The organism is Natrinema zhouii, from assembly GCF_013456555.2.
Taxonomy (GTDB): Archaea; Halobacteriota; Halobacteria; order Halobacteriales; family Natrialbaceae; genus Natrinema; species Natrinema zhouii.
In genome coordinates, this window is record NZ_CP059154.1 from 918,909 (window position 1) to 943,564 (window position 24,656).

Annotated in this window: 27 protein-coding genes; 12 read left to right on the forward strand and 15 right to left on the reverse strand. The window is 63.4% G+C overall.

What is annotated here, in order from left to right; genetic code table 11:
* Nucleotides 1–159: 159 nt before the first annotated feature.
* Nucleotides 160–624, reverse strand: coding sequence for a phosphopantetheine adenylyltransferase (locus tag HYG81_RS23150; protein WP_180842034.1), 465 nt, complete (start codon nucleotides 622–624; stop codon nucleotides 160–162).
* Nucleotides 625–770: 146 nt separating this feature from the next.
* On the opposite strand from HYG81_RS23150, the gene HYG81_RS23155 reads away from it, so the two are divergent.
* Together HYG81_RS23155 and HYG81_RS23160 are read left to right on the forward strand one after the other, a co-directional pair.
* Nucleotides 771–3,026, forward strand: coding sequence for an NADP-dependent malic enzyme (locus HYG81_RS23155; RefSeq protein WP_180842035.1), 2,256 nt, complete (start codon nucleotides 771–773; stop codon nucleotides 3,024–3,026).
* A 4-nt stretch (nucleotides 3,027–3,030) separates the two neighbouring features.
* Nucleotides 3,031–4,494: an outer membrane protein assembly factor BamB family protein gene (locus HYG81_RS23160; protein WP_180842036.1), complete on the forward strand. Its 1,464-nt coding sequence runs from the start codon at nucleotides 3,031–3,033 to the stop codon at nucleotides 4,492–4,494.
* A gap of 245 nt (nucleotides 4,495–4,739) precedes the next feature.
* Here the strand turns inward: HYG81_RS23160 and HYG81_RS23165 are convergent, their stop codons facing one another.
* Entirely contained in the window at nucleotides 4,740–5,927 is a 1,188-nt protein-coding gene (locus tag HYG81_RS23165; protein WP_180842037.1) for an ATP-binding protein, read from the reverse strand.
* Nucleotides 5,928–6,200: 273 nt separating this feature from the next.
* Here HYG81_RS23165 and HYG81_RS23170 point away from each other — a divergent pair, with 273 nt between their 5' ends.
* Nucleotides 6,201–6,572 (forward strand): 30S ribosomal protein S8e, encoded by a 372-nt coding sequence (locus tag HYG81_RS23170; protein ID WP_180842038.1) that lies wholly within the window; start codon nucleotides 6,201–6,203, stop codon nucleotides 6,570–6,572.
* 108 nt (nucleotides 6,573–6,680) lie between these two features.
* Here HYG81_RS23170 and HYG81_RS23175 read toward each other — a convergent pair whose 3' ends face one another.
* The 5 genes from HYG81_RS23175 to HYG81_RS23195 form a co-directional block, all read right to left on the reverse strand.
* Nucleotides 6,681–7,664, reverse strand: coding sequence for an aldo/keto reductase (locus HYG81_RS23175; protein ID WP_180842039.1), 984 nt, complete (start codon nucleotides 7,662–7,664; stop codon nucleotides 6,681–6,683).
* A 99-nt stretch (nucleotides 7,665–7,763) separates the two neighbouring features.
* The gene (locus tag HYG81_RS23180) at nucleotides 7,764–8,759 is read right to left on the reverse strand and encodes a phosphate uptake regulator PhoU (protein ID WP_180842040.1); all 996 of its coding nucleotides are present in this window, start codon (nucleotides 8,757–8,759) and stop codon (nucleotides 7,764–7,766) included.
* 217 nt (nucleotides 8,760–8,976) lie between these two features.
* Complete coding sequence (locus HYG81_RS23185; RefSeq protein ID WP_180842041.1) at nucleotides 8,977–9,204, reverse strand: DUF7511 domain-containing protein; 228 nt, start codon at nucleotides 9,202–9,204, stop codon at nucleotides 8,977–8,979.
* Nucleotides 9,205–9,573: 369 nt separating this feature from the next.
* Entirely contained in the window at nucleotides 9,574–12,066 is a 2,493-nt protein-coding gene (ppk1, locus tag HYG81_RS23190) for a polyphosphate kinase 1 (RefSeq protein WP_180842042.1), read from the reverse strand.
* A 13-nt stretch (nucleotides 12,067–12,079) separates the two neighbouring features.
* Nucleotides 12,080–12,772: a metallophosphoesterase gene (locus HYG81_RS23195; protein WP_180842043.1), complete on the reverse strand. Its 693-nt coding sequence runs from the start codon at nucleotides 12,770–12,772 to the stop codon at nucleotides 12,080–12,082.
* A gap of 170 nt (nucleotides 12,773–12,942) precedes the next feature.
* On the opposite strand from HYG81_RS23195, the gene HYG81_RS23200 reads away from it, so the two are divergent.
* Nucleotides 12,943–13,608: a 2,5-diamino-6-(ribosylamino)-4(3H)-pyrimidinone 5'-phosphate reductase gene (locus tag HYG81_RS23200; RefSeq protein ID WP_180842044.1), complete on the forward strand. Its 666-nt coding sequence runs from the start codon at nucleotides 12,943–12,945 to the stop codon at nucleotides 13,606–13,608.
* Between the two features lie 13 nt (nucleotides 13,609–13,621).
* On the opposite strand, the gene HYG81_RS23205 is transcribed toward HYG81_RS23200, so the two are convergent.
* Nucleotides 13,622–14,392 (reverse strand): enoyl-CoA hydratase/isomerase family protein, encoded by a 771-nt coding sequence (locus tag HYG81_RS23205; RefSeq protein ID WP_180842045.1) that lies wholly within the window; start codon nucleotides 14,390–14,392, stop codon nucleotides 13,622–13,624.
* 127 nt (nucleotides 14,393–14,519) lie between these two features.
* Here HYG81_RS23205 and msrA point away from each other — a divergent pair, with 127 nt between their 5' ends.
* The 3 genes from msrA to HYG81_RS23220 all read left to right on the forward strand — a co-directional run bounded on the left by msrA (nucleotide 14,520) and on the right by HYG81_RS23220 (nucleotide 17,178).
* On the forward strand, nucleotides 14,520–15,056 hold the full coding sequence (gene msrA / locus HYG81_RS23210; RefSeq protein WP_180842046.1) for a peptide-methionine (S)-S-oxide reductase MsrA: 537 nt from the start codon (nucleotides 14,520–14,522) through the stop codon (nucleotides 15,054–15,056).
* 323 nt (nucleotides 15,057–15,379) lie between these two features.
* Nucleotides 15,380–15,805, forward strand: a complete 426-nt coding sequence (locus HYG81_RS23215) for a CBS domain-containing protein (RefSeq protein WP_180842047.1) — start codon at nucleotides 15,380–15,382, stop codon at nucleotides 15,803–15,805.
* 149 nt (nucleotides 15,806–15,954) lie between these two features.
* A complete protein-coding gene (locus tag HYG81_RS23220; RefSeq protein ID WP_180842048.1) occupies nucleotides 15,955–17,178 on the forward strand; it encodes an FAD-dependent oxidoreductase in 1,224 nt (407 codons plus the stop codon).
* Between the two features lie 71 nt (nucleotides 17,179–17,249).
* On the opposite strand, the gene HYG81_RS23225 is transcribed toward HYG81_RS23220, so the two are convergent.
* A complete protein-coding gene (locus HYG81_RS23225) occupies nucleotides 17,250–17,609 on the reverse strand; it encodes a winged helix-turn-helix domain-containing protein (protein ID WP_180842049.1) in 360 nt (119 codons plus the stop codon).
* Nucleotides 17,610–17,723: 114 nt separating this feature from the next.
* Here HYG81_RS23225 and HYG81_RS23230 point away from each other — a divergent pair, with 114 nt between their 5' ends.
* The 4 genes from HYG81_RS23230 (at nucleotide 17,724) to HYG81_RS23245 (ending at nucleotide 20,177) form a co-directional block, all read left to right on the forward strand.
* Complete coding sequence (locus HYG81_RS23230; protein ID WP_180842050.1) at nucleotides 17,724–18,413, forward strand: cob(I)yrinic acid a,c-diamide adenosyltransferase; 690 nt, start codon at nucleotides 17,724–17,726, stop codon at nucleotides 18,411–18,413.
* 118 nt (nucleotides 18,414–18,531) lie between these two features.
* Nucleotides 18,532–18,810, forward strand: a complete 279-nt coding sequence (locus tag HYG81_RS23235; RefSeq protein WP_180842051.1) for an acylphosphatase — start codon at nucleotides 18,532–18,534, stop codon at nucleotides 18,808–18,810.
* 12 nt (nucleotides 18,811–18,822) lie between these two features.
* A complete protein-coding gene (locus HYG81_RS23240) occupies nucleotides 18,823–19,929 on the forward strand; it encodes an MBL fold metallo-hydrolase (protein ID WP_226376026.1) in 1,107 nt (368 codons plus the stop codon).
* Complete coding sequence (locus HYG81_RS23245) at nucleotides 19,929–20,177, forward strand: hypothetical protein (protein ID WP_180842052.1); 249 nt, start codon at nucleotides 19,929–19,931, stop codon at nucleotides 20,175–20,177. The genes HYG81_RS23240 and HYG81_RS23245 overlap by 1 nt, the downstream gene beginning before the upstream one ends.
* Before the next feature lie 33 nt (nucleotides 20,178–20,210).
* Here the strand turns inward: HYG81_RS23245 and HYG81_RS23250 are convergent, their stop codons facing one another.
* Nucleotides 20,211–20,528: a DUF3784 domain-containing protein gene (locus HYG81_RS23250; RefSeq protein ID WP_180842053.1), complete on the reverse strand. Its 318-nt coding sequence runs from the start codon at nucleotides 20,526–20,528 to the stop codon at nucleotides 20,211–20,213.
* A gap of 60 nt (nucleotides 20,529–20,588) precedes the next feature.
* Nucleotides 20,589–21,509 carry a DNA-3-methyladenine glycosylase family protein gene (locus HYG81_RS23255; RefSeq protein WP_180842054.1) on the reverse strand — a complete coding sequence of 307 codons (921 nt, stop codon included), beginning with the start codon at nucleotides 21,507–21,509 and terminating at the stop codon, nucleotides 20,589–20,591.
* Nucleotides 21,510–21,655: 146 nt separating this feature from the next.
* Here HYG81_RS23255 and HYG81_RS23260 point away from each other — a divergent pair, with 146 nt between their 5' ends.
* Entirely contained in the window at nucleotides 21,656–22,129 is a 474-nt protein-coding gene (locus tag HYG81_RS23260; RefSeq protein ID WP_180842055.1) for a DUF555 domain-containing protein, read from the forward strand.
* 149 nt (nucleotides 22,130–22,278) lie between these two features.
* On the opposite strand, the gene HYG81_RS23265 is transcribed toward HYG81_RS23260, so the two are convergent.
* The 4 genes from HYG81_RS23265 to HYG81_RS23280 all read right to left on the reverse strand — a co-directional run bounded on the left by HYG81_RS23265 (nucleotide 22,279) and on the right by HYG81_RS23280 (nucleotide 24,577).
* Nucleotides 22,279–22,518 carry a UPF0058 family protein gene (locus tag HYG81_RS23265; RefSeq protein ID WP_180842056.1) on the reverse strand — a complete coding sequence of 80 codons (240 nt, stop codon included), beginning with the start codon at nucleotides 22,516–22,518 and terminating at the stop codon, nucleotides 22,279–22,281.
* Nucleotides 22,519–22,782: 264 nt separating this feature from the next.
* On the reverse strand, nucleotides 22,783–22,962 hold the full coding sequence (locus tag HYG81_RS23270) for a DUF7836 family putative zinc-binding protein (protein WP_226376027.1): 180 nt from the start codon (nucleotides 22,960–22,962) through the stop codon (nucleotides 22,783–22,785).
* Nucleotides 22,963–23,087: 125 nt separating this feature from the next.
* On the reverse strand, nucleotides 23,088–24,071 hold the full coding sequence (locus HYG81_RS23275; protein WP_180842057.1) for a transcription initiation factor IIB: 984 nt from the start codon (nucleotides 24,069–24,071) through the stop codon (nucleotides 23,088–23,090).
* A gap of 218 nt (nucleotides 24,072–24,289) precedes the next feature.
* A complete protein-coding gene (locus HYG81_RS23280) occupies nucleotides 24,290–24,577 on the reverse strand; it encodes a DUF357 domain-containing protein (protein WP_180842058.1) in 288 nt (95 codons plus the stop codon).
* Nucleotides 24,578–24,656: the final 79 nt, after the last annotated feature.

Consider the following 24,656-nt stretch of genomic DNA (forward strand, 5'->3'; position numbering starts at 1 on the left):
CCGTTTAGCAGCCAAGTGGCGGACTACTTGGATAGGTATCTGCTACGAGAACGGCGCGAGGCGGATTCTCTGGAAAATCAGTTCGTGTGACGAGGGATCAGTTCACGCGACAGGAGAGACGGGTCACACGCGTCCGGCACGAGCCAGTATCCGCGTTAGTCAATCGTCGATGACGGTCCCGTGTTCGTCGATTTCGCCCGTGACGATCCGGGTGCTCGAGATGATGTCGCCGTCGTCTGCGAGAACGTGCGGGACGACGACCACCTCGAGCGGGTCGTGACCGTTCTCGCGGCGGATCTCGTTGATTCGTTTGCCGCCCTCGCGGGTTTCGGGCGAGACGACGAGATAGTCGTACTGCGGTTCAGTCGCGATTCCCGTCGGGGACTCGAGCATCCGAATCTCGAACTCGCGGTCGTGGTCGGCCGCGATGGACTCGAGTTCGGCCGCGAGGTCGTCTTTCCGTTCGGCGAACGATCGGACGTGTCGGTCGACGTCTCGTGACTTCGGTGCGAGTTCGTCGCTGGTCAAGCCGACCGTCACGTCTCCGAGTTCGAACGCCCGTTCGAACAGCCGTCGATGGCCGTCATGAACGGGGTCGAACGTCCCACCAAGCGCGACGTCCATACCCAACGTCACTTGCGCGGTGCGTATAAAACGGTCGAATCGGCGTCTCTGCTCCCGGGAATCATCTACGCTGTGCCTCTGCGATTTCGACATATGTCGAAAGTGACCTTCGCATTGTTTTTGTAGTCCCCTGCAGTGTGCCCGGTATGGGATTAGACGAGGATTCACTGGAGTATCACCGAAGCGATCCGCCGGGCAAAATAGAGATTTCGACGACGAAACCGACGAACACACAGCGCGACCTCTCGCTGGCGTACTCGCCGGGCGTCGCCGCGCCGTGTCTCGAGATCGACGAGGACGAGACCGATGCCTACACCTACACCGCAAAGGGCAATCTCGTCGGCGTCGTCTCGAACGGCTCGGCCGTGCTCGGACTCGGCGACATCGGTGCACAGGCCTCGAAGCCGGTCATGGAGGGCAAAGGCGTTCTGTTCAAGCGCTTCGCCGATATCGACGTCTTCGACGTTGAACTCGACGAGGCCGACCCCGACAAGATTGTCGAAGCCGTCAAGATGATGGAACCCACCTTCGGCGGCGTCAATCTCGAGGACATCAAAGCCCCCGGCTGTTTCACCATCGAAGAACGGCTGCGCGAGGAGATCGACATTCCGGTCTTCCACGACGACCAGCACGGCACCGCGATCATCTCCGGTGCCGCGCTCATCAACGCGGCCGACGTGGCGGGGAAGTCCCTCGAGGAACTCGAGGTCGTCTTCTCGGGAGCCGGCGCGAGCGCCATCGCGACGGCGCGGTTCTACGTCTCGCTGGGGGTCGAACGGGAGAACATCACGATGTGTGACTCCTCGGGAATCATCACCGAGGAGCGCGCAGCGGCGGGCGACGTCAACGAGTACAAACAGCAGTTCGCTCGCGACGTGCCCGAGGGCGGCCTCGCGGACGCGATGGAGGGGACAGACGTCTTCGTCGGCCTCTCCATCGGCGGGATCGTCTCCCAGGAGATGGTCCAGTCCATGGCCGACAACCCGATCGTCTTCGCGATGGCCAACCCCGACCCGGAGATCGGCTACGAGGAAGCCAAGGAAGCCCGCGACGACACCGTCATCATGGCGACCGGGCGCTCGGATTACCCCAATCAGGTCAACAACGTCCTCGGCTTCCCCTTCATCTTCCGCGGTGCGCTCGACGTCCGCGCCACCGAGATCAACGAGGAAATGAAGGTCGCCTGTGCCGAGGCGCTGGCCGAACTCGCCCGCCAGGACGTTCCCGACGCGGTCGTCAAGGCCTACGGCGACGAGACGATTCAGTACGGCCCGAACTACATCATTCCCAAACCCGTCGATCCGCGCGTGCTCTTCCGCGTCGCACCGGCGATCGCCGAGGCCGCGATGGAGTCCGGCGCCGCTCGCACCGAACTCGACCTGGAGGAGTACGAGGAGGAACTCGAGGCCCGCCTCGGGAAATCGCGCGAGATGATGCGCGTCGTCCTCAATAAAGCGAAGAGCGACCCCAAGACGGTCGCGCTCGCGGAGGGCGAAAACGAGAAGATGATTCGTGCGGCCTACCAGATCCAGGAGCAGGGGATCGCCCTGCCGATCCTCATCGGCGACGAGGACGAAATCCGGGGAACGTCCGCAAACCTCGGTCTGGACTTCGATCCGCAGATCGCCGACCCGTCCGTCGGCGACTACGAGGCGTACGCCGACCGGCTCCACGAGCTCCGGTCTCGAAAGGGTATCACGCGGAGCGAGGCCGGTGAACTCGTCGAGCGCGACTCGAACTACTTCGGCAGCGTCATGGTCGAACAGGGCGACGCGGACGCGCTCCTGACCGGCCTCTCACACCACTACCCATCGGCACTCCGGCCACCGCTGCAGGTGATCGGCACCGCCGACGACGTCGACTACGCCGCCGGCGTCTACATGCTGACGTTCAAGAACCGCGTCATCTTCGTGGCCGACGCGACGGTCAATCAGGCCCCCGACGAGGACGTCCTCGCGGAGGTCACCAAACAGACCGGGAAACTCGCGCGACGGTTCAACGTCGAACCGCGGGCCGCCCTGCTCTCGTACTCGAACTTCGGCAGCGTCGACAACGAGGGGACCCGAAAGCCGCGCAAGGCGGCAGCCATGCTGCAGGACGACCCCGAAGTCGACTTCCCCGTCGACGGCGAGATGCAGGCCGACACCGCCGTCGTTGAGGACATCCTCGAGGGGACCTACGGCTTCTCGGACCTCGATCAGCCCGCGAACGTGCTGGTCTTCCCGAACCTCGAGTCGGGGAACATCGGGTACAAACTGCTCCAGCGACTCGGCGGCGCGGACGCGATCGGGCCGATGCTGGTTGGGATGGACAAGCCGGTTCACGTCCTCCAGCGGGGCGACGAGGTCAAGGACATCGTGAACCTCGCCGGTGTGGCGGTCGTCGACGCCCAGCAGGAGTAACACGGTGAGCGAGCACACCGCCGACCGTCGGGACGGCGACGCCGATCGGACGGTCCACGAAGCGGGATCCGATCGGAACGTCTCAGCGGCCGGCAGTGCTCGAGTCACCAGACGGCAGCTTCTCAGCACCGCAGGAACTGCCGGAGCCGTCGGCCTCGCCGGCTGTGCAGACCGACAGTATCGGTCGCCACCCGACTGCGCTGCCGTCGCGACCGCCGGCGACAACGCGGACGGCTCCGTGCCGCTGCCAGCGGACGACGACGTGTCGATGTTCCGTCGCGGACTGCGACGGTACGGCTACTATCCCGAGGAAACCGTTCCATCGTCCGTTCAGGTCGACTGGTCGTTTCCGGTCAACCGCATCGGGCACACCGCAGCCAAATCGTCCCCCCGTCCGACGCCCGACGGCGAGACGGTGTTGATCGCCGGCGACGACGGCCGGCTCCACGCCGTTACGCCGACCGGCGAGCACCGCTGGGAACGCGAGATGGGGGCCGGCCGAAGCCTCGGCTTCCACGGGACGCCGGCGATCGTCGACGACACTGCCTACATCGGCGGCTACGACGGCGAACTCTACGCCGTCGACATCGACTCCGGTGACCTGCGCTGGCAGACCCGAATGCATGAGTTCGGCGGGGCGATCGCGATCGGCTCGAGTCCCGCATACGTCGACGGCTCGCTCTATCTGCTCACCGAACACAAGAACCCCGCCAGTGGCGTGCTGTGGGAGGTCGACGCGGCGACCGGGAATCCGACCTGGAGCGACGACCGCATCTGGGGCATGCCCCATCCCTCGCCCGCGATCGACTGCGAGGCGGGCCGACTCGTCACCGGCTCGAACGACGGCGTCGTCTACTGCTGGGAGTTTCCCTCCCTCGAGTTCGCCTGGTCATTCCAGGCGGGCGGCGAAGGCGGCCCCGACGGCGAACCGATGGCGGGCGGTCGATTCAATCTCGGTGCGCAAATCAAGGGGACGATCCCGACCTACGACGGTGCGGCGTTCGTCGGTTCCTGGGACGGCCGGTTTTATCGCCTCGATCTCGCTGACGGCAGCGAGGAGTGGTCGTTCGACACCGGCAACGTCGTCATGTCGAATCCGGCGATCGACTCCGACCGGGGAGTCGTCTACGTCGGCAGCGACGACGACCACGTCTACGCGCTCGAGGCCGCGACCGGCGACGAACTGTGGTCGACGGACATCGACGGCCACGTCATCGGCTCGATCACTGCGACGGCCGAAACGATACTCGTCGGTTCCTACGACACTCACCTGTATGCACTCGACAGGGAGACCGGTGACCGACGCTGGCGGGTCGAAAACCGCGGTCACGTGACCAGCGGTGCGATCCCCCGTAACGGCCGGATCTACTACGCCGAGCGCGGCGTCTTCTCGAACTACTACGACGATGACGAGGAGACAGTGCTCGGGAAGCCCGGCCGTGCTTACTGTTTGGTTCTGGACGAATGACGACTATCGTTTCTCAGTAGCGATCGAACGTTACCTCCTTCGCTCCAACGGACGGAGCTTATCGGTGGTCCCTCATTCCGGCCGATATTACTCGGCAGACGAATATTCGCCGTTCACGTTCAGCGTCCGACTTCAGGGCAGATGAATGAGCCGTTTGAAACACTCAGTGGTACGTACAGGTCGCTCCTGTATCGACACGGCCACCGTGTTTTCAACCGAATGACCGCAGCGAAGAGATAGACTGTTTAGGTCGATATCGAATCGCTTTGTGTGGGGTGGGTATCTGCCTTGTCGGGCACTGCTGGTAACGAAAACGTAAATGTCGTTCCCTCGCCAGGTGCGGAATCGATCCGAATCTCGCCGCCGTGTCGTTCGACAATTCGTTTACAGAGTGCGAGTCCGATTCCCGTCCCTGAATGTTCTTCTTGGCTGTGAAGCCGTTGGAATACCTCGAAGACGCGGTCTTGGTCCTCTGGATCGATCCCGATGCCGTTATCGCGAACCGAAATGATCCACTCTTCGGTATCACGTTCAGCGGAAACGTCGATCCGTGGCGCTTCGTCGCCAGTATACTCGATCGCGTTCGAAAGGAGGTTCTGAAAGAGTTGGCGTAATTGACTCTCATCACCCTCAACGCGTGGTAACTCGTCGGTTTCGATAGTGGTTTGGGTCTCCTCGATTTGTAGTTCGAGATCCTTTCGAACGTTCGCAAGCACCTCATCAAGATCAACGGGTTCGAACGGTTCACCCTGTGTATCGACGCGTGAATATTCAAGCAGCCCCTCGATCATCTCTTTCATCCGCTCCGATCCGTCGATCGCATAGTCGAGGAACTCTTCACCGTCTTCGTCGAGTTCGTCACCGTATCGGCGCTCGATAAGCTCCAGATAGCTTGAAACCATTCGGAGCGGCTCTTGCAGATCGTGAGACGCAGCGTACGCGAATTGCTCGAGCCGTTGGTTCGATTCTTCGAGTTGTCTTTGCGTTTGTTCCAGCAGGCGATTTTGTCGTTCGAGTTGATAGTTGCCTGTTTTCGCGTGTGCAGCGTACGTCCCGACGCCGTATCCGGCGACAGAACTGAACCCTGTAAGTATAAGCACGGACCGAATTAGGTTGGAGAGGCCCGGGCCGGGCTGGAAGTTGTAGAGCGCGAGAATGGCGAGCATCACCCCGATACCGACGAGACACCAGACGGCAATAGTGGAGTAGAACCTCGGGAGGATGTCGGTTCGGGGCAATCGATATCCGCCACCGAGGAGGAGGGCACCAGAACCGCCGATAAAGCTGACGACGATGAGAGTATTCGAAGGAGCCATCTCCGGAGGAGTTGGCATGAACACCCAGCCCGCAACAAGTACGAGGTACAGCACACCAAGTGCCATAATTATATTTCTCCCGCCAATAACGCCCACGAAGCGGTCCCAGAGGCGCATTGCAGTAACTGTGGGAGGGCCAATTATAGCCCTTTTGAATTGATCAGTGAGTTCTAAACAACCTATGAGGACGAGTTCCCGACCCACCGATAGGTATGTGATCGCAGTATTCGAGTGACCCCGCTATTCGATACGGAGAGGAGGCGACGGTGGCGTGTTAGATGGTCTTCGCGTTTAGATAGTCAGAAAGAGGGGCGTCGACATCCCCGTGGCGCGCTCACAGCGGAATTTCGTAGCAGTGCATTCAAGTAGACGCCAAGATTTTGATTGGGTATGCAAGATCAGGGACGCTCTGCGCGCAAGCGAACCGGTGGCCGACTGAAGAACGTTCGAAATCGCCGCAAGGACGAACTCGGTCGACTGCCGACGGAGACGGAGGTCGGCGAGCCCCGATTCCGAACCGTCGACGTCCGCGGTAACGGCACGAAGACGCGAGCGCTCGCGACGAACGTCGCAACCGTCAACAAGGGCGCCGAGACGGTAACCGCGGATATCGAGGACGTCGTCGAAAACGACGCCAACCCGAACTACATCCGCCGAAACATCATCACGAAGGGTGCCGTCATCGAAACGAGCGAGGGCCAGGCCCGCGTCACGTCACGACCCGGCCAGACCGGTCAGGTCAGCGCTGTCCTGCTCGACTAACGTGAACTGATTTTCGTCGCGACTCGCGAGTCCATCGTTCGGTAGCGGGTAGTGTCCCCGTTGTTGTCAGTGCCGTCGGCGCTGTCGCCGACCCGACGCTAGTTTTGGTCACACGTCGCCAATATCCGGATTCCAGACGGGCGTGATCGGTTCTTCCAACTGTTCGAGTTCTCCGTCGGTGAGATCGACCCCGAGCGCGCCGACGGTGTCTTCGAGGTGATCGATCGTTCGCGGACCGACGATGGGCGCGTCGACGACGTCCATGTGGAGCAACCAGGCGAGCGCCACCTGCGCCGGCGTCGCGTCGTGAGCATCAGCGATATCGCGGACGCGCTCGAGGACTGCCCAATTCTCCTCGGTGAACCGTTTCTGCATGAACTCGTCAGTCGCGGCCCGACCCGAGTCGGGCTCTTCGTCCCGTTGGTATTTGCCCGTCAGAAAGCCGCCGGCCAGCGGTGACCACGGAACGACGCCGATATCTTGATCGACACACAGCGGTAACGCGTTCGCCTCTTCGTGTCGATCGACGAGGTTGTACTCGCACTGCATCGAGACGAAGCGCTCGTAATTGTCGATATCCGCCGCGTGTAGCGCCTTCATGAACTTCCAGGCAGACATCGTGCTCGCACCGATGTACCGAACCTTGCCGGCTTCAACGAGGGAGTCGAGCGCCGAGAGCGTCTCCTCGATCGGCGTCTCGTCGTCCCAGCGGTGGATCTGATAGAGATCGATGTAATCGGTTCCGAGGCGCTCGAGACTCGCGTCGGCCTGATCGAGGATGTGTTTGCGGGAGAGTCCCTGTCCGTTCGGTCCCTCCTGCATCGGGCCGTACACCTTCGTCGCGACGACGAGTTCTGACCGAGCGCGGTCCGCGTCTGCAAGGGCTTCCCCGAGGATTTCCTCGCTCTCACCCCCCGAGTAGACGTTGGCCGTGTCGAAGAAGTTGATTCCGAGCTCGAGCGCCCGGTTGATCACCGCGTGGGCTTGCTCGCGGTCGTGTACCATCCAGGGCTGTTCGGATCCGAAGTTCATACAGCCGAGACAGAGGCGAGAGACTTCCAGTCCCGTCTCACCGAGGCGCGTGTACTCCATGCCCTCGTTCTTCGTGACGGCACGGGTTAAAGCCGCCACGGAACCCCTTGGGTACTGATACGACGAAAACGAGCGCGGAACCGTGTGCTCGACGGCGGCTCAGGGCCGCGGCGCAGCCTTCTGTAACGCCGTCTCGGCGATGTTACCGCCGTAGTCGGCACTTCTGGACAGCGAGTCGACGATCAGTCCGAGCGACTGGGCCCGTGCGGGCTCGAGATCTCGGAGTTTGTCGTCGATCTGGCGAGTGTGCTCGTCGATCTCGAGGACGGCCGCGAGCGCGTCGTGTCCCAGCCGATTCGCCTCGTCGGCGTCCTCGGCGAACAGCGCGTCCATCGACTGCTCGAAGACGCTCGCGGCTTCGGCGTGGAGTCCGTGGAGCGCGTCGGCGACGTCAGCGGGAAGCTCGTTGAGCTTGAGTGCGATGTCACTGATCTTGACGGCGTGGTCGGCGATTCGCTCGAGCTGGCGGGCGCTCGAGTGGAAGTCGAAGCAGGCCTCGCGCGAAACGCCCAGTTCCTCGACGGCGCGCGGTGATCGTAGCGTCGCGCGGAAGATCCGCGAGACGACGAGCCAGAGCCGGTCGACGTCGTCGTCGCGATCGATCACGTCGCGAGCGATGTCGTCGTCGTTCTCGATCAGTGCGGTCACCGCGTCCTCGAGCATCGATTGGGCGATCAGGCGCATCCGCGTGACGGCGTTGATGATCGACAGTTCCGACGAATCGAGCAGATCCTGGATGACCACGCTGTCGTTCGTCTCCTCGAGGACTTCGACGCCGACGAGACGCTGGGTCGCGTCGCGGATCGCGCTGCGCTGATCGGTCGTGATACGGCCCGCCTCCAGTGAGATGACGTCGAAGCCGCTGACGTACATCGTCATCACTGCCCGCATGAGCTGTTCGTCCGCGAGCCCGGAGACGTCCAGCGTCCCCTCCTGCCGGCGCGTTTCCCGTTCTGGAGTCAGAAGGAGTTCGTCGCCTTCGGGGTAGAATTCGACCGTCGTCCCGCTGCTCACGTCGTTGGTTGTCGCCCACGTTTTCGGCAGCGATACGGTAAACGTTGACCCGCCAGTCACCTGGACTTTTCGCGTCTCCATACGAGGCGCATTCTACTGCAACAATATAAATCTACTAGTCTATAGAGAAATAGCCATCTCCACTATTCGGGCATCTATAGCCATCCTTCCCCTATTTCCGGTCCTTATCGGGGTGTACCACTCCAGCGATAATCGTTCACAAGCATAGGTCTATATAGACTGGGGTCGAGCAAGCGACACTCGGTTCCCATCGGGTCAGACCGGAGACGATTCGCTGCTATTGCATATCGGCGAGCTCAACGAACGCCCCGACGTCCGCCGACAACCAGGTGGTCAACTGGTCGATCTCGGAGCACTCGCGCGGTGCGATCGTACATCGATCGGGCCGGTCCTCGTACCGGACGACGATCGACTCGAGCGCGGGTGCGTCGGTCTCGTACTGCGCGGCCGTCGCGAGTCGCTGCCGAGAGGATGGGTCGTCGTAACCGCTGGTGAATCCAGTCATGGGTTCGGGTAACCGTGTATTCGAATCGACTGCCGACGCGTACAAAGCCGCTGCTAATTGTGATATTGTGCGTTCTATACCGGTTCTAGGCGCTCCGTACGAGGGCGAAAATAGGTCGGGACGAGATCCGTCCCGACAACGAGTCGGTGAATAGCTACGTAGATTGCCCGCTTCGGTACTGACTATTCGCTACCAATGCTACCTGTCAGCTACCGATACTGATCGCCAGCAAATAGCGGTCACTGACGGTCGATGATCTCGTGGAGTCGGCTCAGATGACGACCCGCCATTGCACAGTTGATGATCGGAACGATCCGAGAGGCGAGCGCGAACAGGGTCGACTGCGCCCGGGTTCGGAGCGCCGTAGCGCTACGTCCGGGGATCGTTTCGCGCGTCGTTCAGCGCGGAGCGTATGAACGTCTCGTGGACGTCCGTCGTCGATCCGTCCGCGGCGGGCCGACACCGGTCATAGCTCCCGTCCGAACGCATCACCCACCGATTCCGATCGTCCGCGAGCAACGTCTCGAGGATCGTCTCGAGTCGCCCCTGAAGCCCCGAGTCTTCGATCGGCGTGATCGCCTCAACCCGGCTGTCGAGATTGCGGGTCATCCAGTCGGCCGAGCCGATGTAGTATCGGTCCTCGCCGCCGGCACGGAAATAGAAGATCCTCGAGTGCTCGAGGAAGCGGCCGACGACGCTGTAGACGTCGATCGTCTCGCTGATCCCCGCGAGTCCGGGGCGAAGTCGACAGATATCGCGGACGACGAGATCGATATCGACGCCGGCCATCGACGCCTCGTAGAGTTCGCGAACGATCGCCGGATCCTCGAGGCGATTCATCTTGGCGATGATGCGGGCGTCGTCGCCGTTGCGGGCGCGCTCGGCTTCGGCCCGAACGAGTTCGACGAAGCGATCGCGCATGTTTCCCGGTGCAATGAGCAGTTTCCGGTAGTCCCGGTGCATCGAGTGGCCCGTGAAGTAGTTGAACAGTCTAACGAGATCCTGACCGATGTCCCGATCGGCCGTGAGCAGCCCCAGATCCTCGTAGCGCTTCGCGGTCTCGGAGTGGTAGTTACCGGTCCCGATGTGGGAGTAGAGCCGCACCCCGTCGTCCTCCTCGCGGACGACCAGTGACGTCTTGGTGTGGGTCTTGTACCCGATCGTCCCGTAGGCGACGTGGATCCCCTCCTCTTCGAGTTTCTTCGCCCACTCGAGGTTGTTTTCCTCGTCGAAGCGGGCCTTCAGTTCGACCATGACGGCGACCTGTTTGCCGTTTCGGGCGGCCTCAAGGAGGCTCTCGATCACCTGCGAGTCGCTGGCGGTCCGGTAGATCGCCGCTTTGATCGCGAGTACGTCGGGGTCGTTAGCCGCGGCCTCGAGGAACCGCTGGACGGTCCCCTCGAAGGAGTGGTAGGGATGGTGGACGAGCACGTCGCGGTCGCCGATCGCGTCGAACACGGACGTCCCGTCCTCACACCGCCCCAGTTGCGGATGGGGCTGTGGCGACCACTCGGGAAGTTTCAGTTCCGGTCGGTCGAGATCGGTCAGGTCCGCGAAATCACGATACTCGAGGGGGCCGTCGAGAGCAAACACCTCCCGATCGTCGAGGTCGAGTTCGCGCGCGAGTATTTCGCGGATCTCGTCGGGCGCGTCGCGCTCGATCTCGAGCCGGACGGCGGTGGCAAAGCGGCGTTCTTCGATTACCTCTTCGATCATCTCGATCAGGTCCTCGGCGACCTCCTCGTTGCGCCGGACTTCCGCGTTGCGCGTCACGCGGAACAACGCGGTGTCGACCACCTCGACGTCCGGGAAGAGCAGATCGAGGTTCGCCCGAACGATGTCCTCGAGGCGGACGTACCGCGCGTCGTCGCCGAGCTGGACGAATCGGAGCTGGTTGCGCGGGATCTTCACCCGCGAGAAGGTGAGATCGACGCCGGGCCGCTCTCGTGTCAGGACCGCCAGCGAGAGGCTCTGATTCGAAATGAACGGGAACGAGTGGGCCGGATCGAACGTCAGCGGGGTCAGGGTCGGCAGGACGGAACTCTCGAAGTACTCGCGCAGCTTCCGGCGCTCGACGGCGGCGAGGTCGTCGTATTCGACGATGCGAATTCCCGCGTCCGCCAGCGCGGGCCGGATCTCCTCGCGGTACCACTCGGCCTGGCGCTCGAGCAGCGGTCGGGCTTCCTCGAGAACTTCCGCCCACTGCTCGCGGGGCGTGCGACCGTCCGGCGTCTCCTCGGTGATACCGGCCGCGATCTGCTGTTTCAGGCCGCCGACGCGCTTGCGGAAGAACTCGTCCATGTTCGTCGTGACGATCGCGAGGAACTTCACGCGCTCTAACAGCGGATTGTCTCCGTCTCCCACCTCGTGGAGGACGCGGCGCTGGAAGGCGAGCTCGCTGAGTTCGCGGTTCAGGTAGTACGAGGGCTCCGTGAGATCGACGCTGGAGGGGGCAATCTCCGGGTCCTCGGACTCGATGGTCGATCGGTCGACCTCCTCGGGTGCCGTCGCCGCAGCGGTCTCGGCGGACCCGTTGGTACGGCCAGCGTCCTCGGCTGGATCGGGGTGCGCGGCCGTTTCGGTGTCGGCGGTCGAGTCGATATCGGCATCATCGGTTCCAGCGGCCGCCTCCGACGCTGTCGAGTCGGAACCACACCACCGCACGGTTCGCCCGGTCGGACTCGAGTCGGCGCCACTCTCGGCCGTGGGTCGATCGATCGCCCCCGAGTCAGCATCCTCGTACGGTTCGTCGTCCAATATCGACCGAAAGGCGAACGCTGCCTCCTCGGTCGACGGTTCGGCCGGTCGTTCGTCCGGTTCCGAACCCTCCTCGTCGTTCTCGGTACTGTCTCCGTCGTTCATTCCGAATTCCCCCTCAACTGCCGTCGAGCGTGACGAACTTCTCGGACGATCGCTCCACGTGATCGGCTCCAGTGACGCTATGAAACCGATCGCGTCGGACGTCGTAGGCCGTGAGCTTCCCCCCGTAGACACATCCTGTATCGAGGCCGACCGCCCACTCGCGCTCGATCGGCGCGTCGAGTACGGTGTGTCCGAAAAAGACCCGCGGCGGTCCCTCGTACGTCTCGAACCAGAAGGGGCCCTCGTAGCCATCGCCGTCCGGCGACCGCATCGTCAACACGTCGCCGGCGGAGTGGGTCGATAGCGGCCGACTCGGATCGACGCCGCCGTGAACGACGACGCCGCCGTCCCACGAGATCGCCGTCGGAAGCGACTGCAGATACCGGGAGTCGGCCGCGTCGAGACCCGGAAGCGAGGCCTCGCCCTCGAGCAGCTTTCGCTCGTTATTTCCCCTGACCGAGAGCAGTCGTGGCGACTCCCTGATGCGATCGAGTACGGCCTTGCTCTCCGGTCCCTTTCGAACCAGATCACCGACGAACACGGCCAGATCGTTGCCGCCGAGTTCGAGCGTCTCCAGCAACGCCTCGAGCGCGTCGAGACAGCCGTGGACGTCACCGATGACGTAAACGTCGTCCCGATCCTCGAGGACGATATGCCGGTGGTCGAACGATACCGTGTCGTCGAACGCAGAGGTCCCGGTCGTCACGTGTTGTACGTCCGAATCCTCCGGCGGTACCGGATAAGTCGTTTATATGTTTTGTATTGAACAGTATATAGAACAGTATAGCCAGCGTGTAGACTCCGTCGGCGGCTCGTCGCGATTCAAAAGTCGGACGAGACACGAGACTTCTTTACCGCCGACTCCACAGCAGGAGTATGCACGTCGTCGTCAACGCCGCCGCGAGCGCGGACGGCAAGCTGTCCTCGCGCCGGCGCGAACAGATCGCGATCAGCGGCGAGGCGGACTTCGAACGCGTCGATCGACTCCGGGCGGCGAGCGACGCCGTCGTCGTCGGCGTCGGAACCGTCCTCGCGGACGATCCCCACCTGACCGTCAAAGACGAAGCCCTGCGTAGCCAGCGCTGCGAGGACGGCCGCCCGGCCAACCCCGCGCGGGTCGTCGTGGACTCGAGCGGTCGAACCCCGACTGACGCGGCGATCCTCGACGACGCGGCGACGACCTACCTCTGTCTGAGCGAGGAAGCACCCGTCGATCGCCGCATGGCCCTCGCCGACCACGCCGAGTTGGTTACGGCGGGCGACGAGCGTGTCGACCTCCTGCGGGCGTTCGCGACGCTGCAGGAACAGGGCCTCGAGCGGATCATGGTCGAAGGCGGCGGCGAACTCATCTTCTCGCTGTTCGAGGCCGGACTGGTCGACGAGCTGCGGCTGTTCGTCGGCTCGAAAATCATCGGCGGTCGCGACGCCCCGACGCTCGCCGACGGCGAGGGCTTCGTCGCCGACTTTCCGACGCTCGAGCTCGCGGACGTCGACCGGATCGACGACGGCGTGTTGCTGACCTGGCGAGTCGACGAACGTTAGAGAGAGACTCGAGTTACTCGAACTCTGGGTCGCGATCCTCGACGAACGCCGCCATTCCCTCGCGCTGATCGTGCGTCCCGAAGAGGCTCGCGAAGGCGCGTTTCTCGTAGGCGAGTCCGCTCTCCTGGGAGCCCTCGAGTCCCTGATTAATAGCCTGTTTGGCGGTCTGCATCGCGAACGCCGGCTGTGCGGCGAGCCGGTCGGCTAGCTCGCCGACGACATCTGTGAGGTCGTCGTCCGGGACGACCTCGCCGAACAGACCCGCTTCCGCAGCGGAGGCGGCGTCGAGCCGTTCGCCGAGGAAGATCATCCGCCGAGCGGTCTCGTCGCCGACCAGCCGCGGCAGCCGCTGGGTGGCCCCCCAGCCGGGAATGATGCCCAGATCGATTTCGGTGTTGCCGATCAGCGCCGATTCGGCCGCGACCCGCAGGTCACAGGCCAGCGCCATCTCGCAGCCGCCGCCGAACGCGTAGCCGTTGACCGCGGCGACCGTCGGCGCGGGGAACGCCTTGAGCGCGTCGGCCACGTCGTGGCCGAGTTCGCCCCAGTCCTGCGCCGCTTCGGCGGAGAGCTCCCGCATGTATTTGATGTCCGCGCCGGCGATGAACGCGTCGCCGGCACCCGTCAGGACGAGAACGCGCGCGCCCTCGTCCGCGGCTTCCTCGAGCGCCTCGCCCATCGCTTCGAGTGTCTCGACGTTCAACGCGTTGAGCGCGTCGGGGCGGTCGACGGTCAGTGTCGCAACGTCTCCGTCCCACTCGAGTCGGACTGTGTCCCATGACATACACCGGCGTTCAGGAGCCACCGACAAATCTTTTCGCACGCGATTCACCCGGCGAGCGGGGCGCCGTCACTGGCCAGTCGGTGTGGTACCCGTCACATCTTTCCTCGGTCGCACCCTACGGACGGCTATGGAACGAGCCACGTTCGGCGGCGGTTGCTTCTGGTGTACCGAGGCGGCGATGAAGGAACTCGAGGGCGTGGAGTCGGTCACATCCGGCTACGCCGGCGGGCACGTCGAAGACCCGTCCTATCGCGAGGTCTGCTCAGGGAACACCGGGCACGCGGAGGTCGTTCAGGTCGAGTACGATCCCGACGCGATCGGCTACGACGAACTGCTCGAGGTGTTCTTCGCGACCCACGATCCGACGCAGCTGAACAGACAGGGACCCGACGTCGGAACGCAGTATCGCTCTATCGTGCTGTCTCACGACGAGGATCAGCGGAGACAGGCAGAAGCCTACATCGAGGCGCTCGACGAGGAATACGACGACGACGTGGTGACCGAACTTGAGCCCCTCGAGACGTTCTATCGCGCCGAGGAGAAACATCAGGATTACTTCGAAAAGAATCCCAACGACGCCTACTGTACGATGCACGCGGCCCCGAAAGTCGAGAAGGTCCGGGAACGGTTCGAAGAGAAGGTGGCGCCCGCCACTGGCCAGTAAGGACTGCAGAGCTCATCATTCTCGACGCCTGTTCAGGGCGGGGGAGAATGTCAAGGCGAGTCCCCTGGCACGTCGCCGACTCGGACGATCGGCGACGGATCATCGCGAACGCGCCAATAGAGTCCACGCGAATAGACGAGGAAGCCATAACGGAGAAACACCGATGCTGGGCACCGGTGAGGGAATCCGTTCTCCGTCTAATTTCGAGGGAGATCTGACACCATCAGTTGCGGGTTTGACGCCTCGGTTTCGAGTCTTCGGCCATCGGTTTCGTATGAAAGGACCCGTTTGAATAGCAATCGGGGAGTCGTTCAAACTGAACTATGTCCGTCGGAAAACTCGGTCCCCAAGATGTCGTCACAACAAGTCCAGACAGCGAACTCGAGGAGATCACGGAGACATTGGACGACGAAAACGTCGGTGCGATCGTCGTCACCGAAAACGACGAACCCATCGGGATGATCACCGACCGCGATGCGGCGCTCGCGATCCACGAGTACGACGACGTCGGGTCGGTGTCGGTCGACGACGTGATGACCGAAAAACCAGTGACGGTCCACGAGGACGACGATCCGGTCACGATTTCGGAGGCGATCCGCGATAACAACGTTCGCCGCTTCCCGGTCGTCGACGACGACGGCGAGCTGGCGGGCATTGCGACGCTGGACGATCTGGTCGCGACGATCGGTGAAGAACTCGAGAACGTCGCCGATACGATCGAAGCCCAGTCGCCCGACTACAGCCCGTAGCGCCGACGTTGTCGATTCTCGAGTCGCCGTGTGTCGAACCCGATGTCGACTCGAAGTTCCCTTCTTTGTCCGCGTCTGGCCCGTCTCGACCGAGCCCGTCCTCCGTCGAACAGTGAAAGGTACGTCCGTTCGGGACGCGTTGTGCGAATATGAACAATCGAACGGACGTTCTCGTCATCGGCGGCGGCGCGACCGGAACGGGGATCGCCAGAGACCTGACGCTGCGGGGCGTCGACGTCACACTCGCCGAACGAGGTGGACTGTCGTCGGGCACGTCGGGGCGGTCACACGGCCTGCTCCACAGCGGCGCTCGCTACGCTGAGGCCGACGGCCCGGAGGCTCGATCGTGTCTCGAGGAGAACCGCATTCTCCGGGATATCGCCGGCGAGTGCGTTCGAGAGACGCGAGGGCTGTTCGTCCAACTGGCAGACGACGACCCGGCCTACTTCGAGGCGAAGCGTGCGGCCTGCGAGGACGTAGGGATCCCGACCGAGGTGGTCGACGGGGAGAGCGCTCGCGAGGCAGTCCCGGGGCTCGCCGCCGACGTCGAACGGGCGATGTGGGTCCCCGACGCGGTCGTCGCTCCCTCCCGGCTGGTCGCCGCGAACGCGGCCGACGCTCGCGAGCACGGCGCTCGAGTCCGCACGCACGCGCCGGTCACGTCGATGACCGTCGAAAACGGGCAGGTCACGGCCGTCACACTGGGTGGTGACGCCGACGAGACGATCCGACCGAGCTACGTCGTGAACGCGACCGGGCCGTATGCCGGACAGATCGCCGATATGGCAGGCGTGTCCGTCGCGATGCGACCGACCCGGGGCGTCATTGTCTCGATCGCGTACGACGGTCTCGAGCCAGTGCTGAACCGCTGCCGCGAGCCCGACGACGGTGACATCGTCGTCCCGCACGACGGCGAGGCCGTGCTCGGGACGACGAGCGTTCAGGTCGACGATCCGGACGACTACGAGCAGGCCGACTGGGAGATCGAGCGGACGATCGAAGAGTGCGCGGCGATGCTCCCGTCGGTCGCCGATAGCGAGCGCGTTCGGACCTGGTGGGGCGTCCGCCCGCTGTACGAACCCGACGAAGCCGCCCGCGGCGGCCGGGGCATTTCGAGGGGGTTCCACCTGCTCGAGCACGCCGACGAGGGCGTCGAAAACTGCTGTAGCATCGTCGGCGGGAAGCTGACGACGTACCGCCGGATGGCCGAGGCGACCGCCGATCTCGTCTGTAATCGGCTCGGCGTCGACGCCGACTGCGAGACCGCGGAGCGCCGGCTCCCGGGCGCATCGGATCCATCACGGCTCGACGAGTTCGTCCGGCAGTTCGACGGGCAGGGGCCGACGGATGCGGACCTCGTCAGACGAGAGTGATCGCTCTCGCGGACGGGTAGTCGGTCTCGAAGAGGCCGAGTCCGGCAAGTAGAGAGCGCGAGGCGACGCGTTCAGGACTCTCGTTGCGTGTTGGACCAGATGCCCAGCCCACTCGATCGATCGATGTCGGCACACAGCTCGTTGTCGTCGTCGAGTCCGATCGAGATCCGATCGAGATTGGCGACGTAGCGTGCCGTCCGGTGACTGCCGTGACGCACGCCGGCGGTCTCTTCGACCAGCCCGGCATCGGTCAGCAAGTCGAGTTTACGATACGTCGTCGAGAGCGGATGGTCAGTCGCCTCGGCAATATCGTGGACTGTCATCGGCTCCTCGAGTACCCTGATGATCTCCCGGCAGGAATCGTCGTCGAGCGCGGCGATCACGCACTCGAAGGCGGGAGTGTCATCGGACGATGAGAACTCGAGAGACATTGGCTGAACCCACGTTAGAAGTGAGGCCTAAAGACACGTTTGGTTAGGTGTGTTGGTACGCTGTGACGACTCGGGTTGACTAACTACATGTACGCTCGGGTCGACCGATCGGGTATGAGCGACGACCGGAAATCGGACTCAGCGATCGAGAACACGCCGGGGCAGGGACGAACGCCGGAAGCCGAGCGGATCGAGCCGGCCGCACCCGAGGAGTTCGGCCTCGTCCAGGTCTGGTGGGGCGACGGCAAGGGGAAGACGACCGCGACGCTGGGCATGGGAGTGCGCGCCGCGGGCCACGGCTACCGCGTCCACATGCTCCAGTTCATGAAGGGCGGGGCCTCAAGCGTCGACGCGGTGCGCGGCGAGTACAACGCGATGGCCATGCTCCCCGGGCTGAGCTACGAGAACCTCGGCCACTACGGCTGGCACGGGATGGCGGACGGCAGCGACGAGGCGGATCACGAGGCCGAAGCACAGGCCGGACTCGAGCGCGCCCACGAGCTACTCGAGGCGGCGGGAGAGACCGACCTCGACGAGCCGATCGATCTCGATGCGGAGCCGGAAGCGGGCGTCCACATGCTGATCCTCGACGAAATCCTCTATGCCGCGGATCGCGGGTTGCTCTCCGAGTCGGACGTTCACGAGCTCATCGACGCGAAGCCGGACGGCCTCGAGCTCGTGTTATCGGGGAGCCATACCGAGCCGTCGTATCTGGCGGACCGTGCTGACCTAATCACGAACGTCCGGAAGGTGAAACACCCGATCGACGACGGGCAGCGGGCACGCCGCGGCACCGAATTCTGATCGGTTCACCGACGGTCGCCGTCGTCTGACCGACCGATGCCAGACCTGCTCCGTCGGTCCCACCGCCCGCGACTCGAGCGGACCCGGATTTTTGGCGGTCGGGACCGATGGCTCGCACATGGCAGACCGAACCCGCGCACACGTCTTCGTCTCGGGGAAGGTACAGGGAGTCTACTACCGCGCGAATACACGCGATACGGCCCGCGACGAGGGTGTCGACGGCTGGGTGCGGAACCTCGAGGACGGTCGCGTCGAGGCGGTCTTCGAGGGGCCCGAGGATGCGGTCGAGTCGATGATCGAGTGGTGCCACGAGGGCAGTCCCGCGGCCGACGTTGAGCGCGTCGAGGCCGACTATGAGGACCCGCAGGGGGAGGACGGGTTCGAGATTCGCTACTGAGGTAACCGAGAGATGACCGTCGAGGGAGCCAAGCGACGAAGCGACAACGGGACGGTCCTCGAGCCCCTAGCCAGTCCAGTGACCGTACGGCATCGAGACGGCATCCACTTCGAGAGCGAGGACGGCGAGCCGCGCGTCGTCGCCGACGCCCGCAGCGCCGTCGGGAGGGTCAACGTGGTGAGCCACGCCCACGCCGATCACACCTTCCGGACGACGCCGGAGACCGTCGTCTGCTCGGCCGAGACCGCGGCGATCGCCGAGGCCAGAACCGGCTCCGGCTTCGCGTTCGTCGAGGACGCCCCCGGCATCGAACTCGTCCCGGCCGGCCACGTCGTCGGCTCCCGCGCGGCGATCATCGACCTCGAGGCCGGCGACGAGGGCAACGCCAGGGAGGCGGCCGACGCCCCGCAACGCTACTGTTACACTGGCGACTTCTCGACTCGAGATCGCTGCTACCTCGAGGGGTTCGACCCGCAAGCGGTCGACGCGGACGCGCTCGTCATGGAGACCACCTACGGGGTCCCGAAGTATCGATTCCCACCGCAGGAGCGTCTCGAGGCCGAGATTGTGGACTGGCTCCGCGACAACGACGATCGACCGTGCTTCCTGTTCGGCTACTCGCTCGGTCGCTCGCAGAAACTGCAGTGGATCGCCCGCGAGGCGACCGGCGACGACGGCCGCGAGATCCTGGTTTCCGAGTCGATTCACGACGTAAACCGGGCCATCGAAACGGCGACGGATGGTGACCTCGAGTTCCCGGGCGAGCGCTACGACTCGCTGCGGGGGCTAACGGACGAGATCGTGATCCTCCCGTCGAATCAGGCTCGGGTCGACTGGGTCGAGGCGACCGTCGATCGCGAAGCGGGAGTGAAAGCCGGCTTCTCGGGATGGGCCGTCGACGACTCCTTCCTGTACCGGGGGAACTACGACGTCACCTTCCCACTCACCGACCACTGTGATTTCGACGAACTCGTCGCGACGGTTCGAGCGATCGACCCCGAGGTCGTCTACACCAATCACGGCTTCGACGAGGCGTTCGCGGATCACCTCGCGACCGAGCACGGCTATCGGTCGCGGCCGCTGAAGCGAGACCAGACCACGCTCGAGGAATTCTGTTAATGGGAATCATCGACCGCTTCGAGGAGGAGTATCTCGCCGTCTCGAGTAGCCGCGCGTCAGTTCGGGAACTGCTCGAGTTGTTCGCCGGTGCGGTGCTGTTCGTCGTCGGTGCGAGCGCGCTGGCGTACTATCTGCTCGGTCAGCAGATAGCGATATGGGTCGCTGGCGGGCTCGTCGTCATCTTCGCGATTACACTGCTTTCGCAGGCCTACTGGGCCGTGACCGGCCGCGAGGACTACGAGGAGTAATCGGCGGGCCGGCGCTCGACGCCGTTCTCACCCTCACTCCGTGGTTTCGAAGCGACGAGCTCCGCGGATCATTCGGACGGTCAGGAGCCCGACGCCGACGAGGAACGCGATCCAGATCACATCGGCGCCGTCGAACGGCTCCGCGTACTCGACCAGCGCGACGAGCGAAACGAGCGCCGCGACGTAGAGTGCGTTGGTCCCGGTGAAATCCGTCAGCCCCTCCTCATCGTCGACGCGATCCGGATCATAGCCCGCGATCAGCCGAACCGCCCCGAAATACTTGATCAGGATTCCCAGCGTCGCGATGAACGCCGCCGTTGCGAGGGGGCCGACGACTGACCCGGTCACCATACGGCAATAGTGACAGGCCGTTCATAAAAATCGTTCCGGGAGCCTCGTTCGGCGACGTCCCTACGCTCCAGTCCGAAGATGATGGAAGATGTAGGTCTGGGAGTACCCCGCGTACTCGCCCCCGAGCCGTTCGCGAAGGGCTCGAGAGGTGTCGGCGTAGGTCCCGCGATCGCAGTCGGGATAGTACTCCTCGATCGCCGACTTGAGCCAGGTGTCCAGCGGGACGGCCTCGTCGAAGTCCAGCGCGAAGAGGAGCACGCAGTCGGCCACCTTGTCGCCGACGCCGACGAACCGCGTCAGATACTCTCGCGCGTCCTCGTACTCGAGGTTCTGCGCCTCGGCCGGATGCGCTTCGCCGGTCGCGACCATCTCGGCGGTCCGGACGACGTAGGGAGCGCGGTATCCCAGTCCGAGCTCGCGGAGTTCGGCTTCGGTCGCGGTCGCGAGCTGTTTCGGCGTCGGAAACGCGTGATACGTCTCGCCGTCGAACTCGATTTTGTCGCCGTACTCGCGGGCCAGCGTCGAGACCATCGTGTGAATCCGGCCGACGCGCATCTGGGCCGAGCAGATAAACGAGATCAGACAGCCGAAGGGCGGATCCGCGACCAGTCGCATCCCGCGGTGGGCCTCGTAGGCCTCGCGGAGCAGTGAATCGTCCGGGCCGGCCGCGACGATCGCCTCGAGGTCGTCGTCGAGGCGCAACAACCGGCGCACGGCCGGTTCGGCGTCGGTCGTCGACTCCCACTCGAGATTGCCGTCGCGGACCCGGACGCGGATCACGTCGCCAGCGGCCGCGGCGTCCGAGTTGCCGGAGACGGCGTCCGAGCCGACGACCGTCGAGTACCACGCCCCGGGAGCCGGCGTCTCGGTGTACATCTCACCGTCTTCACGCTGCCAGAGGTAGCTCTGTCCGCTCTCGAGGGTTCGGTACAGGTCGAGTCCACCGGTGAGTTCGTCGATTGGGATCGTCCCCGTCTCCATTCGCTCGAGCCTTCGGGGGCGTGGACCCTTTGCCTTTCGAACCGACGCTCGGACCGATCGAGTTCTGGACGGCCGTTCGGCAGTCACACGGAGATGTTCCCGTCCCGGGGCGAACCTTCTTACTGGAGGCGACCGAATGCCTTGGTATGGATTGCAGGGTTGTGGTCGAAGCTGCCGTGCCGGTCTTCGACGTTGAAACGGAGGACGAAGCGATCCGTATCGCCATCTCGAAGACAGGAGAGATGTTGAACCCTGATCTGAACTACGTCGAAATCAACATGGGCGAGCGCACCTCTCCATCGGGAGAGGAGCTCCCACCGGCGTTCATCGCGGCCGACGAAGCGCTCGTCGCGCTTGAACTGGAGATGACCGTCTTCAACGTCGAGCGCGAGGAACACGCCTCGCGGATCGCACGAAAGGAGATCGGCCAACTCCTCGAGAACATTCCACTCGAGGTCATGGAGGTCGAGGTTCTGGAAGACGATGCGAACGAGGACAAAACGGCGGACGAAGACGAAGAGACGACCGCTTCTGGCGACGAGTCGACGGAGACGGATTCGACCGACGACGCCGATGATGACGACGAAATCCTTCCCGAGTTCGAAGATCTCGTCGAGTAACGGTCAGATCGGCCGCTCGACCCCCTCGAAATAGCGAACCGACCATCCACGGCTCCGGCGGTTGCGGGAGAGGGAATCCTCGAGCCGAGAGCAATATGACGAGTCTTTCCAGTCGGCAGTGTCGATGGTCGAAGGGTACGACGAGAATCTCAGTCCGCGGTTGCGGCGACGGCTTCTTCCTGCTCACCTTCCCGCATGTTCATCGTGATTCCCCCAGCGAGCGCAAAAACGGCGGCTTTGTGATCGGTTTTTGATTTGTGAATTGATGTCGGTCGAATCCCCTTCGCTTCGTATTCACCGAGATCAATCTGACAGTTCTCCCACTCTGCACACTGATTGGATACCTCCGCGAGAAGGCCGTGAAGGTGAATGAGCTCCTGCTTCTTCATACCATCTTCTCCTACCCACTGCAGGGTTATATTATTATCTTGAGTTGCGTTAACACGCGACCCGTGCTGTCTGAGCGGTGTATCATCGAGAGAGACGATTCGAATGCGGAGCCTACGCGATGAGATTACGCGACGGAGATGTGTTATGGCGCTGTTTACCGGTCTAATAGCAGCTTTCGATATACTTTCTGAGAGGCGACAACCGGAACGGTAATCCATCCCTACGACCGGATCAACGAGCAGCGAAAAGGTGGTTGCGGAGCCCTATCCGAGCTGTTTCAGCGTCTGGAGGTCGCGATCCGTTCGCATAAATTCGGCCGTACGATGAGAGGCGTGACAGTTCGGACAGTGATACATGTTGGCTGCCGCAGGGAGTTCGTCCGGAGAAACCTGCCAATCTTTCGTACATTCAGGACACAACAGTTGCACAGTCGTTCTATCCATGCTACACACTTTCACACGAGAGGGCAAAAACGTTGTCGCAAATTCACGCCACGAAACACCACCCGCATCAGCGCGGCGCGACAGATAACAGCCGTCGACCGACGGCTCAGTCGCCGAATCCGGATTTATGCGGGTGCGGCCGTGTCAGACGCCTCGAGCAGCTCCTTGTAGCGGTTCCGGATGGTGACCTCGGAGATGCTGGCGACCTCGCTGACCTCGTTCTGGGTGACCTTCTCGTTGGTCAGCAAGGCGGCGGCGTACACCGATGCGGCCGCGAGGCCGACCGGCGACTTGCCGCTGTGGACGCCCTCCTGACGGGCCGACTCGAGCAGTTCGCGGGCCATCCGCTCGGTCTCGTCGGAGAGGTCGAGGTCGCTGACGAACCGTGGCACGTAGTGTTCGGGGTCGGCCGGCTTGACCTCGAGGCCGAGCTCCCGAATGATGTAGCGGTAGGTGCGGGTCAGTTCCATCTTCTCGACGCGGGAGACGGCCGAGATCTCGTCGAGGCTACGCGGTGTACCGGCCTGGCGGGCTGCGGCGTACAGCGAGGACGTCGCGACGCCTTCGATGGACCGGCCCGGCAGCAGGTCCTCCTCGAGTGCGCGTCGGTAGATGACGCTGGCGGTCTCGCGGACGTTCTCGGGGAGGCCGAGCGCGCTCGCCATCCGGTCGATCTCGCCGAGTGCCTGCTTGAGGTTGCGCTCCTTAGAGTCACGGGTGCGGAAGCGCTCGTTCCAGGTGCGCAGGCGCTGCATCTTCTGGCGCTGGCGGCTCGAGAGCGCGCGGCCGTAGGCGTCCTTGTCCTGCCAGCCGATGTTCGTCGAGAGCCCCTGGTCGTGCATCATGTTCGTCGTCGGTGCACCGACGCGGGACTTCTCGTCTTTCTCGCTGGCGTCGAAGGCTCGCCATTCGGGGCCGCGATCGATCTCGTCTTCCTCGACGACGAGGCCACAGTCCGTACAGACCGTCTCGGCGTGTTCGTCGTCCGAGATCAGTCGGCCGCCACACTCCGGACAGTGCTCTTGCTCGTCGGAAACCGCCGTGGTTTCCTCCTCTTCGGTTTCGGTCTCGCGGTCGTTCGTATAGGTTCGGATGCTGGTATCTGTCATGGTGTATCGGGTGAGTTACTCGGGGCTCCCGGGTGGGGTAACCAGAAGAAACCCGGTCGCCTCAGCTAACAAAGAGTTAGGCCGTAAGCCATATAAAGATTTCGCCTACTTTATAAACTAACCGGGTTTGCTGGTATATATGTTCCGGTTACATAGTGATTAATCATCTTGGATAGCAGGGCCGGAGTTCAAGTCCCCGGTCGACGAGCGGTGCCCGCTCACTCGACGGTGAAGAGGTGGCCCTCTCTCGGCACGTCGAACAGTCCGACGCGGGCCCCCGCGTCGAGCCACGCGTGCCCGTACGAAAACGATGCCAGCGCGTTGACGAGATCGTCTCGCTCTCGAAAGTGGTTCCCGTCCTCGAGATACGATGACGCCATCTCGTAGCAATCGGCGGCCGCTTCCGCCATCGGGGTTCCGTCCGGCGGCGCGATCGACGCCGCCGCGAGCGCCTCCGCGAGCAGTTCGCCGTAGCGGTTCGTCTTCTCCTCGAGCTCGGCAGCCATAGTCGGTCCTCGTCGCTCGGCCCCGTAAGTGCGTCGTCGCGCCCGCGGCGAAGTCCCCGACTTAACGACTGTATACGTA